Source organism: Halopseudomonas formosensis (genome assembly GCF_900115905.1).
Taxonomy (GTDB): Bacteria; Pseudomonadota; Gammaproteobacteria; order Pseudomonadales; family Pseudomonadaceae; genus Halopseudomonas; species Halopseudomonas formosensis.
In genome coordinates this window covers 78,430-91,159 of the sequence record NZ_FOYD01000011.1, presented here as the reverse complement: position 1 = coordinate 91,159, position 12,730 = coordinate 78,430, and the positions used below count along the sequence as shown (strand labels likewise).

13 protein-coding genes are annotated in these 12,730 nt (G+C 61.3%); 8 read left to right on the top strand and 5 right to left on the bottom strand.

Annotated elements, in window-relative coordinates; genetic code table 11:
• Together BM046_RS16265 and BM046_RS13720 are read left to right on the top strand one after the other, a co-directional pair.
• The coding region (locus BM046_RS16265; RefSeq protein WP_235818649.1) for an MBG domain-containing protein at positions 1-2,750 on the top strand (2,750 nt) is incomplete at its 5' end.
• Positions 2,747-4,396: a ShlB/FhaC/HecB family hemolysin secretion/activation protein gene (locus tag BM046_RS13720; protein ID WP_090540435.1), complete on the top strand. Its 1,650-nt coding sequence runs from the start codon at positions 2,747-2,749 to the stop codon at positions 4,394-4,396. The genes BM046_RS16265 and BM046_RS13720, both read left to right, overlap by 4 nt.
• A 52-nt stretch (positions 4,397-4,448) precedes the next feature.
• Here the strand turns inward: BM046_RS13720 and BM046_RS13715 are convergent, their stop codons facing one another.
• On the bottom strand, positions 4,449-5,654 hold the full coding sequence (locus BM046_RS13715; protein WP_090540432.1) for an ISL3 family transposase: 1,206 nt from the start codon (positions 5,652-5,654) through the stop codon (positions 4,449-4,451).
• A 156-nt stretch (positions 5,655-5,810) separates the two neighbouring features.
• Positions 5,811-6,677 carry a YicC/YloC family endoribonuclease gene (locus BM046_RS13710; protein WP_090540431.1) on the bottom strand — a complete coding sequence of 289 codons (867 nt, stop codon included), beginning with the start codon at positions 6,675-6,677 and terminating at the stop codon, positions 5,811-5,813.
• A 134-nt stretch (positions 6,678-6,811) separates the two neighbouring features.
• Between BM046_RS13710 and rph the strand changes: the two genes are divergently transcribed.
• Positions 6,812-7,531, top strand: a complete 720-nt coding sequence (rph, locus tag BM046_RS13705; RefSeq protein WP_090540429.1) for a ribonuclease PH — start codon at positions 6,812-6,814, stop codon at positions 7,529-7,531.
• 64 nt (positions 7,532-7,595) lie between these two features.
• Positions 7,596-7,967 carry a DUF4870 domain-containing protein gene (locus tag BM046_RS13700; RefSeq protein WP_407920448.1) on the top strand — a complete coding sequence of 124 codons (372 nt, stop codon included), beginning with the start codon at positions 7,596-7,598 and terminating at the stop codon, positions 7,965-7,967.
• A gap of 44 nt (positions 7,968-8,011) precedes the next feature.
• On the opposite strand, the gene BM046_RS13695 is transcribed toward BM046_RS13700, so the two are convergent.
• On the bottom strand, positions 8,012-9,163 hold the full coding sequence (locus BM046_RS13695) for a cytochrome P450 (RefSeq protein WP_090540425.1): 1,152 nt from the start codon (positions 9,161-9,163) through the stop codon (positions 8,012-8,014).
• 148 nt (positions 9,164-9,311) lie between these two features.
• Positions 9,312-10,091, bottom strand: a complete 780-nt coding sequence (locus BM046_RS13690; protein WP_090540423.1) for an exodeoxyribonuclease III — start codon at positions 10,089-10,091, stop codon at positions 9,312-9,314.
• Between the two features lie 73 nt (positions 10,092-10,164).
• Between BM046_RS13690 and pyrE the strand changes: the two genes are divergently transcribed.
• From pyrE to BM046_RS13670, 4 genes are all read left to right on the top strand, one after another.
• On the top strand, positions 10,165-10,809 hold the full coding sequence (pyrE, locus tag BM046_RS13685; RefSeq protein WP_090540422.1) for an orotate phosphoribosyltransferase: 645 nt from the start codon (positions 10,165-10,167) through the stop codon (positions 10,807-10,809).
• A 43-nt stretch (positions 10,810-10,852) separates the two neighbouring features.
• Positions 10,853-11,449 (top strand): coiled-coil domain-containing protein, encoded by a 597-nt coding sequence (locus tag BM046_RS13680; RefSeq protein WP_090540420.1) that lies wholly within the window; start codon positions 10,853-10,855, stop codon positions 11,447-11,449.
• Between the two features lie 144 nt (positions 11,450-11,593).
• Complete coding sequence (locus BM046_RS13675) at positions 11,594-11,782, top strand: YgaP family membrane protein (protein ID WP_090540418.1); 189 nt, start codon at positions 11,594-11,596, stop codon at positions 11,780-11,782.
• A 4-nt stretch (positions 11,783-11,786) separates the two neighbouring features.
• Positions 11,787-12,233 carry an OsmC family protein gene (locus BM046_RS13670; RefSeq protein ID WP_090540416.1) on the top strand — a complete coding sequence of 149 codons (447 nt, stop codon included), beginning with the start codon at positions 11,787-11,789 and terminating at the stop codon, positions 12,231-12,233.
• A gap of 44 nt (positions 12,234-12,277) precedes the next feature.
• Here the strand turns inward: BM046_RS13670 and BM046_RS13665 are convergent, their stop codons facing one another.
• Complete coding sequence (locus BM046_RS13665) at positions 12,278-12,727, bottom strand: acyl-CoA thioesterase (protein ID WP_090540414.1); 450 nt, start codon at positions 12,725-12,727, stop codon at positions 12,278-12,280.
• Between the last annotated feature and the right edge of the window lie 3 nt (positions 12,728-12,730).

Below are 12,730 nucleotides of genomic sequence, written 5' to 3'. Positions count from 1 at the left end.
TGCACATCTCGACCAGCGACATCATCAAAACCTACGACGGTACGACCGATGCTGCGGGTACTGCGGTGGCGGTGGCTGGCACCAAGTTGTTCGACACCGATAGCCTGATCGGCGGAATCTTTGCGTTCGCCGACAAGAATGCTGGTGTTGGCAACAAGACGGTGACCGTCTCCGATGTGACAGTCGAGGATGGCAACGGCGGCGCCAACTACACCGTCACCTACGTGGATAACACCACCAGCACCATTAACCCGCGTCCGGTTGAGGTGACTGCCAACGCGCAAACAAAAACCTATGGCGACTACGATCCCGAGCTGAACTTCACAGTGGAAGAAGCGTCGTCCGGACGCGGTCTCCTCGCTGAGGACAGCCTCAGCGGTGCACTCAGTCGGGATGCGGGTGAAGACGTTGGCCGTTACGCCATTACTCAAGGCAGCCTGAACAATAGCAACTATGACATCAGTTTCATTGGAGCCGAGCTGAGCATCGATCCGCGGGCGATCACGCTTGCTGCTGATCTGGTGAGCAAGATCTACGGTGAAGCCGATCCCACGCTGAGTGTCCGGATCACCGGTGGCAGCCTGGGTTCTGACGCTGTGAGTGATACCTTGGCTGATGTTACCGGCACGTTGAGCCGCGCTGGGGGCACTGATGTTGGCAGCTATAACGTGCTTCTCGGCGAGGGCACGAAAGCGGGTAACTACCGCATCACCTTCGATGCAGACAACAAGGCCTTCAGCATCACGCCGCGCCCGATCACGATAACAGCCCATAATCAAAGCAAGATCTATGGTGACTCCGATCCGACGTTGAGCTACACGGCCGAAGCTCAAAGCACGGGGCGTGGCCTAGTAGAGGGCGACACGTTCAGTGGCGAATTGAGTCGTGACGTGGGTGAAGAGGTTAACCGTTACACCATTACTCAAGGCAGCCTGAACAATAGCAACTATGACATCAGTTTCATTGGAGCCGAGCTGAGCATCGATCCGCGGGCGATCAAGCTTGCTGCTGAAGCGGTGAGCAAGATCTACGGTGAAGCCGATCCCACACTGAGTGTGCAGATCGCGGAGGGCAACCTGGCCTTCAGCGATACGCTGGCTGATGTGGCGGGCGAGTTGAGCCGTGCTGCTGGCAATTATGTCGGCAGCTATAACGTGATCCTCGGTGAGGGTGCGAAAGCGGGTAACTACCGCATTACCTTCGATGCAGACAACAAGGCCTTCAGTATCACGCCGCGTCCGATCACGATAACAGCCCACAATCAAAGCAAGACCTATGGTGACTCCGATCCTGCGCTGAGCTACACCGTCGAAGCTCAAAGCACCGGTCGTGGTCTGCTGGCGGGCGACAGTCTTAGCGGAACGCTCAGTCGAGCAGAAGGTGAAAACGTCGGCCGCTATGCTATTACTCAAGGCACGCTTGCCAATAGCAACTACGCCATCAGCTTCAGCGAAGCCGAGCTGAGCATCGACCCTCGTGCCATCACTCTTGCTGCTGATCTTGTGAGCAAGATTTACGGTGAAGCGGACCCGACTTTCAGCGTACAGATTGTGGGAGGCAACCTTGGCAGTGAGACGGTGAGTGATACGCTGGCGGATGTCACGGGCTCCTTGCGCCGTGAAGATGGCGAGAACGTTGGCGACTACAGCGTCCTGCTGGGCTCGGGTGCGAAGGCGGGTAACTACTTCATCACCTTTGACACTGATAACAAGGCGGTGAGCATCACGCCGCGTCCGGTCACGGTAGCAGCCCATAACCACAGCAAGGCCTATGGTGATTTCGATCCAACCCTGAGCTACACCGTCGAAGCCCAAAGCGTCGGTCGTGGTCTGCTGGCTGGCGATAGTCTGAACGGTGAACTCAGTCGGGTAGCGGGCGAAGATGTTGGTACTTACGTGATTGGTCAAGGCTCTCTCGCCAATAGCAACTACGACATCAGCTTCAGCGGAGCCGAGCTGAGCATCGACCCGCGGGCCATCACGCTTGCTGCTGATCTGGTGAGCAAGATCTATGGTGAAGGCGATCCCACGCTGAGTGTCCGGATCATCGGCGGCAGCCTGGGTTCTGAAACCGTCAGCGATACGCTGGCCGATGTCACTGGCGACTTGAGCCGAGCAGCGGGCAGTGATGTTGGCAGTTATAACGTGCTTCTCGGCGAGGGTGCGAAAGCGGATAACTACCTCATTACCTTCGATGTGGACAATCAAGCGTTCACCATCACGCCACGCTCCATCCGCGTGACCGCTGATGACCAGCACAAATACCAGGGTGAGGCCGATCCGGTCTTTACCTGGCACTATGATGCAAGTGCTTTAGTTAGTGGTGACAAGGCGGAGACTCTATTCTCTGGTTCGCTGGCACGGGCAATGGGTGAGGAGCCAGGTATCTACACCATCAACTTGGGCAGCCTGCAAAGTGGTAGCAATTACACGATTGATTTCGTTCCGGGTGAATTGCAGATAGAGGCGGCTGGTGTCGTCAGGCGTCTGGGCGATCGCGGTAAGAGTTATCAGGATGCATTGGTGGTCGCGCTACAGTCCGCGGCCCAGGCTGGTCCTGGACCTGCGTCCAATATCTGCTTTGAACTCACTGCTTCTTCTGAGCCCGACGATTCCGACTGTAGCGATTATCCCGTCACCGGCTTTGCATTCGGCATGTCGCAAGCCTTCGACGGCATCTCTGTCGTACAGGGACTTTACTCAATTGTGAACGGTGGTCTGCGACTGCCTGAAGGATTCGACGAACAATGAAGTCATATCACTTTCGTACCCTTGTACTTTCGCTTCTGGCGCCCGCGGTGACTTATGCCCAGGTGGCGCCCGATGCCGGACAAAGCATTCGCGAACTGGAACGCCCCCAGTTGCAGGCGCCCGCGCCCGACAAGCTGGAACTGAATCTGCCCTTCCTGGATGACTCCGCGCCTGTGGCGGGCGGCCCCAGCCTCCACGTGAATCGTTTTCGGATCACCGGCCACAGTGTTTTCCCGGATTCCGAGCTGCGCGCATTGTTGGCTGATCTGGAAGACCGCGAGCTGAGCTTCGCTGAACTTCAGGCCGCGGCGCAACGGCTGTCGTCCTACTATCGGGAGCATGGCTACATGCTGGCGCGCGCCTATTTACCAGCTCAGGAAGTGGAAGACGGTGTCATTGAAATCGCCGTATTGGAAGGGGGCTATGGCGAGATTCAGGTTGACGATCAGGTTGGCTTGCGCGGCTTTGCCATGGCATCCATCGACTCCCTGCAGAGCGGCGAAGCGGTGCGGGCAAAACCGCTGGAGCGCAGCTTGCTGTTGCTGGCCGACACACCCGGCGTTGAGATCGATGCAATGCTGCGGCCCGGCGCCAGTGTGGGAGCCTCGGATCTGATCGTGAACGTCATGCCGGGTCAAGGCTTTAGCGGAACCCTCCATCTGGACAACCACGGCAGCCGCTACACCGGCGCAGCCCGACTCGGTGGAGCCTACAGTTTAAATAATCCCCTGCGCCTGGGTGACACGCTCGACCTGCGCCTCATGACCAGTGAGGAAGATCAGCTTTACGTCCGTGCCGGTTACCAGCTGCCGGTGGGCCCCTGGTCGACCCGCCTGGGTGTTGCCTACTCGTATATGGACTATGAGCTGGGTGAAGACTTTGCCGATCTGGATGCGACGGGCCGCGCCCGCATTGCCAGCGCCTTTGTGCTCCAGCCCCTGCTGCGTTCCCGGGCGCTGAGCCTCTATGCCTCCTTGCAGTACGACCACAAACGCCTGGAAGACAAGGTTGGTCTGTTCGATAGCCGCAGCGACAAGAATTCCTCACTGTGGATTGCCTCCCTCACCGGCGACAGCCGCGACAGCTTTGGTGGAGGCGGAGTGAACAGTTTCTCGCTCGCCTATGCCGCCGGCAAGCTGGAACTGGAAAGCCCTCTTGAGCGTTTGCAGGACAGCTTTACCAGCCGCAGCCACGGCCGCTTCGATCGGATGAACGTCTCCCTGCTGCGCCTGCAAAACCTGCCAGGACGTTTCAGCCTCAGCACCCGTCTGCAAGGGCAGTGGAGTAACGATAATCTTGACTCATCGGAGAAGTTCAGCCTTGGCGGTGCTCACGCCGTACGCGCCTATCCCCAAGGTGAGGCATCCGGCGACCGCGGAATGCTGGTGAATGTGGACCTGAATTACGCAGTGGCAGATGGTTGGCAAGCAGCCCTGTTCGCTGATTACGGCCGGATCCGGCTCAACGCCGAACCCTGGACGCTGGAGAGAAATCATCGGGAACTCAGCGGTGCCGGGTTGGCCTTGCGTGGAATGGCTTATGGCTGGCGTCTCGAGACCAGCGCCGCCTGGCGGCTTGATGATGCGCCGCGCAGTGAGGCCGATCGCAAGCCCAGAGTCTGGCTACAGTTGATGCGGCAGTTTTGAGGAGCGCTGTGAGCCCCGGTTTGTCAGAGCTTCCTGCCCATTAAAAAAAGGTTCATCGCACTTTACCGGGAAACGCCGCTTTGATCTTCAGGAAGAAGTAGTCGTTGTCCCGGTAGCCATAGGCCATCCGCTTGAGGACTTTGATCTTGTTGTTCATCCCCTCCAGCACACTGGTGTTCATCCGGTAGCGTGCACTGGCGATAATCCCGTCCACATAGCTGGTTAGGCGTCTCGCAAACTGATGCACCGGTGCAAGTCCGCTACTCATGGCCAGCTGTAGCCACTCCCGCCAGCGTCGCCGGGCTTCGGCCTCTGACGGGGCATACCAGAGCTCCTTGAGCTGATCCTTCAGGAGGTAGGCGGTCATCAGCGGCTGGTTCGCTTGCAGCAGTTCCTCCAATTTCAGGGCTTGGTCATCCTTGAGGTGGCTCCGGTTTCTGAGCAACAGCCAGCGGCTTCGCTTCACCAGCGTTCGGGCCGGCCGGTCGTGCCGAAGCTGGTTGGCCTGGTCGACCCGGACCCGGTCAATCACCTCTCGGCCGAACTTGGCCACCACGTGGAACAGATCGTAGACGACGCGGGCCTGTGGGCAATGGTGCTGGACCTCCAGGTCCAGGGCGGTATTCATATCCATCGCCACAGCCTCGATCTGGCCACAGGTCTCCGGCCCCAGCCACGCAAAGAAGGGCCGCACCGCAGCCCGACTACGACCTTCGCCCACCCACAGCACTTGCTGGGTGTCGGCATCGATCACCACGGTGGCGTATCGATGGCCTTTGAACAGGGCAAACTCATCCATGATCAAGCGACGAATCCGTCGCTTGTCCGGCTCCGCCACGTCCCGCTGGAGGCGTTGCTGATCAATGGCCTTGACCGTATGCCAGTGCAAGCCCAGTAGCTGGGCTACGTGCTGAGCCGGCATCAGACGCACCAGGGATTCCACCCAATGGATCATGGCGGCGGTCAGGCGCTGACGCCCCGGGAGCCAGCGAATGTGCTCCACACGGGGGCCGCAGGCGGCGCAGCGAACCCGGCGCACGGGCACCTCCAGCCAGAGGCGATACTGAAGCAGGTCGCGTTCTCGGGCTCGGCGGATGGTCGTGTCATGAATGGCAGACGTGGGCTGGTGACAACCGCTACAACAAGGTAGGGAGTCTTGGGCGGGTTGGAGCCGGATGAGCAGCGATTGCGCATCCAGTTGGGTAGAGGATTCTACAGTGAATCCTTCCCAGAACAGGGAGAGAGGGTTAGCATGCATAGGGACGGCGGTGGATTGGTTAATTTTTTTGTTTTGGCGAACTCAAAACTAACCGGTTTTACCGCCGTCTCCTACTTTTTCACGCTAATCCGCGAAGAACCTCAAAAAAGGATACGTCCACCAGAGGGTTTATCGCCCGACCTCCCGCCCGTTTCGTCACTCGATATTCTGCACCTGCTCGCGCATCTGCTCGATGTACACCTTCATGTCCACCGCAGCCTGGGTGCTGCGTACGTCGATGGCCTTGGAGCCCAGGGTGTTGGCCTCGCGGTTGAACTCCTGCATGAGAAAGTCCAGGCGGCGGCCGATGGCGCCCTTGCCGGCCAGTACATTGCGGGTTTCGTTGATATGGGTGGTGAGCCGGTCCAGCTCCTCGGCGACGTCAATCTTCTGCGCCAGGATCACCAGCTCCTGTTCGATGCGGGTGTTGTCCAGCTCCAGCTTCGCCTCCTGAAAGCGGTCGATCAGCTTCTGCCGGTGGGCTTCGCGCAGGGTCGGCATCATCTCCCGCAGGGTGGCGACACGCTCGGCCATGCTGTCCAGGCGCTCCTCGATCAGGGCGCGCAGCTCGGCGCCTTCGCGGGCACGGTTCTGCTTGAGCTGTTCCAGTGCCTGGCCGAACAACTGGTCGGCCTGTTTCACCAGATCGGACTGCTGCGCCTCGCCGCCAGCCAGCACTCCGGGCCAGGACAGCAGCTCCAGCGGATTGATCGGTGCCGGGGCGGGGAGCTGGCTGCTGATCTGGCTGGCGGCTTCGATCAGCTGGGCAATCAGTGGCTGATTCAGGCTCAGCTGCTGGCTGCTGTCGCTGCTGGGATTGAAGCGCAGGGTACACTCCAGCTTGCCGCGGGCGATTTCCTTGCGCAGCCGCTCGCGCAGGGGGCCTTCCAGGTCGCGAAAGGCTTCGGGCAGGCGCAGGCTGACTTCCAGGTAACGGTGGTTTACCGAGCGCAGCTCCCACACCAGACTGCCCTGGTCGGTGCTGGACTCGCTGCGGGCAAAGGCCGTCATGCTGTAAACCATGTTCTGCTCCTGATCTCGGGATATATGTCGCCCGGCATTGTACTCCGGCAGTCGCGCCCGGGGTACACGCCTGTTGTACCCCGGGGCGGGCCCCGTATAATCGCCGCACACACACGCTGTACAAGGAATCCGACATGATACGACCCAGCGGCCGCGCCGCCGATCAGCTGCGCCAGGTTAGCCTGACCCGCCATTACACCCGCCACGCCGAGGGGTCGGTGCTGGTTGAATTCGGCGATACCAAGGTCATCTGCACCGCCAGTGTCGAAGCCGGCGTGCCGCGCTTTCTGCGTGGCACCGGTCAGGGTTGGATCACCGCCGAGTACGGCATGCTGCCGCGTTCGACCGGAGAGCGTATGCAACGTGAGGCCAGCCGGGGCAAGCAGGGCGGTCGCACGCTGGAAATCCAGCGGCTGATCGGGCGCGCGCTGCGCGCCGCCGTTGATCTCAAGAGTCTGGGCGAGAACACCGTTTACATCGATTGCGACGTGATTCAGGCCGACGGCGGCACCCGCACGGCGTCCATCACCGGGGCCTGCGTGGCGCTGGTCGACGCCCTGCGGGTCATGCAGCAGCGTGGTCTGATCAAGAAGGTCCCGCCGGTGCGGATGATTGCGGCGATTTCGGTGGGTATCTACCAGGGTGTCCCGGTGCTGGATCTGGACTACCCCGAGGACTCGACCGCCGAAACCGACCTGAACGTGGTGATGACCGACACCGGCGGTTTCATTGAAGTGCAGGGTACTGCCGAGGCCGCTCCCTTCACCCCCGAGGAGCTGAACGCCATGCTCGATCTGGCGCGCAAGGGGATCGAGGAACTCTTCGCCCTGCAGCAGGCTGCACTGGAGGACTGAGCAGGCCGCGCTGATCGGCTATGCTCTGAACTGACGACAACACAGGAGTGACGAGATGGTGGATATCAACCCGCCCGAAACCGGGCTGCAGGAACCCGACTCCCAGGCCCGCATGTGGGCCATGATCGCCCATCTGGCAGGCTTCCTCGGCTACTTCCTGCCGGTGATCGGCAGTCTGATCGGTCCGCTGATTGTGTGGCAGCTGAAGAAGGACACCCATCCCTATGTGGATGAGCAGGGCAAGGAGGCGCTGAACTTCCAGATCACGGTGCTGATAGCGGCCCTGGTGTGCGTGCTGCTGATGCTGATCGCGGTGGGCTTCCTGCTGATCTGGGTGGTGGCCGTCGGCGCCATAGTGCTGATGATCATCGCCGCCATCAAGGCCAATGAAGGGGCGCCCTACCGCTACCCCTTCTGCCTGCGCCTGATCAAGTAATATCCCACCGCCGCCGCGCCGCGCCGTGCCGGGATGGCGCGGCGTCAGCGCAGCTGCAGCGGCAGGCTGGCATAGCCGCTGGACAGATAGCTGGCCAGTCGTGCCGGCTGTGCCTCCACCAGCCGCAGCTGTTCGCTGTGCTGCAGCAATGCCCTTATGGCGATCACCAGCTCCCTGCGCGCCAGCGGCGCTCCGGGGCAGACGTGGATGCCTGCGCCATAGAGCAGGTTCAGCGCGGGGTCCCGGTCCAGGGAAAAGCGGTCGGGCTCGGGGAATACCGCCGGGTCCCGATTGGCGGCGACCCAGTTGATGCTGATGCGCTGATCCGCGCCTATCTCCCGTCCCCCCAGCTGCACCGGGCAGGTGGTGCGGCGACGATTGTCCACCAGCGGGCCGTGGATACGCAGTATCTCGTCGTTGGCCTGCCACAGCAGATCGGGATTCTCCCGCAGCAGCTGCTGAACCTGGGGTTCATTGGCCAGGAAGTGGGCGATGATGCCTACCGCCGCAGCTATGGTGCCGATCTCGCCCACGGTCCAGTTGCGCAGCAGGCTGGCGATCTCCTGATCATTCAGAGGGCGGCCTTCCACCTGCTCCTGCATCAGGGCGCAGGTCAGGTCATGCTCCGGGTCGGTGCTGGCGCGTCGCTCGGCCAGCAGGTTGCCTATCAATGCCTCGAACTCCGCCGCCAGGGCCGCCAGCGCCTGGCGGTCCTGGCGCAGGGTGGCGCGATTGTTGCGCGTCGCCCAGCTCTGCAGCGGCTCCTGCAGGCCCGGTGGCCAGCCCATGAAGGCGCACTGGATGCGCAGGGCGAAGGGCTGGGCGAAGCTGGCGATGAGTTCGGTCCGGGGCTGAGCCAGCGCACTCAACGCCAGGTCTTCGGCGATCTCACGACATACCGGCTCGAAGGCGGCCATGCGCGGGGCGCTGAAATAGCCCTCGATAAGTCGGCGGTAGGCGGTGTGCTCCGGCGGATCCATGCCGTTGGGTACCGACAGGTGACGGGAGGTGCGGTTGCTGAAGCTGTGGTGGTCCGCGAGGATGCGGCTGACATCGGCGTGGCGGAAGACACTCCAGTGGTCGGAGGGGCTCCAGGCGACCGGACAGTGTTCGCGCATCCGGTCGTAGGCGTGGCGTTGATCGGCAAGTACGGCGGCGGATCGGGGGTCCCAATCCGCAGGGGGCAATCCAGACATGGGCGAGTTCCGGCTGGCAGGCTGTCCTTGGTCGGGCAGCGATGGGACAAGGGAAATACTGCGTTGCCGGTCAGTCTGGAGTATCGCGATCGCTCAGTAATTGATCATGGTCAAGCGGCGCGGCAGCCGGGCTGCCGCCGTCCCGGGGTCAGATGCTCAGGGTCCACTCGTAGTCGATGATGACAGGGGCATGCTCGGAAAAGCGCACCTTGCGCGGGATGCTGGCGTGCTTGACGAAGCGACGCAGGCCCGGCGTGAGGATGTGATAGTCGAAACGCAGCCCCAGATTCAGGTCCTGGGCCTGCTCGCTGTCCGGCCACCAGCTGTACAGGTCGGATTCGCGGGTGACCTCGCGCAGGGCGTCGACATACCCCAGGTTGCCGAAGATCTCGTCCATCCAGGCACGCTCCGGTGCCATGAACCCGGGCTGGTGCTGGCAGTCGCGCCAGTTCTTCACGTCCAGCTTCAGATGCGCGGTGTACAGCGAGGCACAGTAGATGAACTCGCGACGCTTGCGGCGCTGCTTCTGCAGGTAGGTGGTGAAGTCGTTCATGAACTTGAACTTCTGGTTCAGGCTCGCATCGCCATCACGTCCGGAGGGCAGCAGCAGGCAGCCGATGCTGACCTTGTCGAAGTCGGCCTGGATATAGCGGCCATAGCGGTCGGCCAGTTCAAAGCCCAGACCCATGATGATGGCCTTGGGCGCGGTGCGGGTATAGATGGCCACACCGCCCTGACTGGGTACTTCGGCCTCGAAGCAATATTGCCAGTAGCCGTCCAGCCAGTAAGGATCCTGTTCCAGTTCAGGGGCGGTTACCCGGATGTCCTGCAGACAGATGACATCCGCGTCCTGCGTGCGCAGCCAGTCAAACAGACCACGGGCCGCTGCGGCCTCGACACCGTTGACATTCAGACTGATGATTCGCATACATGGCTCCCTCAAAATCGTGCGTGTATGATACCTGAGCCAGATATAGATTTGTTAAATCGCGAGGGTATAGATGCACGAATATCAGTGGGAATTCATCCGTTTTGCGCTGGATCGCAACGTACTGCGCTTCGGTGAATTTACCCTCAAGTCAGGGCGTACCAGCCCCTACTTCTTCAATGCCGGGCTGTTCAATACCGGCGGCAGTCTGGCCCGACTGGGACGCTACTATGCCCAGGCACTGATCCACAATGGACCCAAGGATATAGACATGATCTTCGGGCCCGCCTACAAGGGGATTCCGCTGGCCGCAGCGACCTCGATTTCCCTGGCTGACAGTTTTGATATTGATCTGCCATACTGTTTCAATCGCAAGGAAGCCAAGGATCATGGTGAAGGCGGCTCGCTGGTAGGGGCACCGCTGCAGGGCAAGGTGGCCATCGTTGATGATGTGATCACCGCCGGCACCGCTATCCGGGAAGTCATGCAGATCATCAAGGCGGCGGGCGCGCAGCCTGCTGCGGTGATGGTGGCGCTGGACCGTCAGGAGCGGGGGCAGGGAGAGCTGTCGGCGATCCAGGAAGTGGAGCGCGATTTCGGTGTGCCGGTGATCAGCATCGTTTCGCTGACCCAGATTCTGGCCTTCCTTGAGGATGACGCGCAGCTGCGCAAATACCTGCCCGCAGTGCAGGCCTATCGAGATCAGTACGGCATCTGACAACGGCAGCCGTCGCAGATAATCAGGACAGGGTGGTCCCGTTATGTACAAGAAGTTCTGGTATCCGGTGGTAGTGGCATGGCTGGCGGGCTCCGTGGCAAGCGTCGATGCCGCAGAGCTGTACCGCTATGTCAACGACAGGGGAGTGACGGTGCTCGACAGCAGCGTGCCACCCCAGTATGTCTCTCGCGGTTACGAGGTGCTGGACCGGGACGGCCGGGTGAAGCAGGTGGTACCACCTGCCCCCAGCCCTGAAGAACTGAGGGCCGCCCGTATTGCCGCCGAGGAACAGCAGCGCCAGCGCGCCTCCGACGAGACCCTGCTGCGCCTGTATGCCAGTGTGGCTGACCTGGACCGCGCCCATGCCCGGCAGATCCAGCAGATCGAAGGCCTGATTGCCACCGCCGAGGCCGGTCTGATGACCCTGCGCAGTCAGCGCGACGATATCCAGAGCCGTGCTGCCAGCCAGGAACGCGCCGGGCGTGAGGTAGACCAGAGACTGTTGCGTCAGCTGGAAGACATAGACGCGGAGCGGGGTCGTCTGGAACGCCAGATCGCCAGTAATCGCGCCGAGATCGACGCGGTCAACGCCGCTTTCAGCGCCCGGCGCGAACGCCTGGCGCAACTGCTGCCGGAGTGACCTGAGCAGGTCGCCAACCCCTTTATTCCCACCGCACTAGCCCAACGCAGCCGCTGCGACTTTCTGCCCTCTTGTTATTTAGCAAATACTAAATTAGTGTTGTCTTTATCAGTCGCTGAGACTTTTGAACAAGGGGAGTCAGACATGAAGGCAAATCTGGGAAATATCGATCGTGCATTGCGCGTCATCGTCGGGCTGGTATTGATCGGCCTGAGTGTGGGCGGCGTCATCGGCTGGTGGGGTTGGCTGGGGGTGATTCTGGTGGCAACCGCGTTCATCAGCTTCTGCCCGCTGTATGCGATGCTGCGGATCAACACCGGCAAGCGGAGGTGAGACCATGGCATTGAGAACCATGCAAGTCGCCGGCAGGCTGGATCAGGGCTTTGCCATCAGCGTGCAGTGCGGCCAGCATCAGGTACTGATGGATCAGCCGCGCACCGCCGCCGGCACCGATACCGGTCCGACGCCGTTGGACATGGTGCTTGCCGCCCTGGGTGGCTGTTTCGGAACCATCGGTCGCTTTGTTGCGCATCAGCGCAGGATAGAGCTGCGCGGCATGCGCTTCGAGATCGAGGCGGACTATGATCCCGATGGTCTGCTGGGCCGCAATCCGGAGGTGCGCCCGGGCTTTCAGGAAATCCGCATGCGGGTGGACATCGATGCCGATCTGACCGAAGCGCAGAAGCAGGAGTTTCTGGAGGAGGTGGAGCGTCGCTGCCCGCTGGCGGACAACCTGCTGCATGGAGCCCGGTTGCGCAGCCAGCTGGTGAACTCCACTGCCTGAACCGGCACGGCCGGGGCAATGTCCCGGCCGGCAATCGGCCCGTCTCAGGCCGGTGTGGTGCTGGAGTCCTCGGGCGCCTTGCTTTCAAAGGCATGCACGGCCTGGCGAAACGCCGGGTCGAAGGGCGCCGGCCGGCGGGTCTGCATGTCCGCATGGACGTAGACAATTTCCCCCTTTACCAGCAACTCCCCGTCCCGATAGATGCCGATGGCGAACTGCAGGCTGCTGTTACCCAGCCGGGCAACGCGCACATGGATGTCCAGCAGGTCGTCGAACATGGCCGGTGCCTGATAATCCAGTACCGTACGCACGGCGAAGAAGTCGCTGCCGATAATGCTGGCATCGGGGGTAGCGGCGCGCAGAGCGCGGAAGTACTCGGTGATGCCCACATCGCAGTAGGTCAGGTAGTGCCCGTTGAACACGATGCTCTGCGGGTCGACCTCGGCCCAGCGCACCCGCAATGGGGTGCTGAAACGGAAATCCTCTTGCTGCATTGC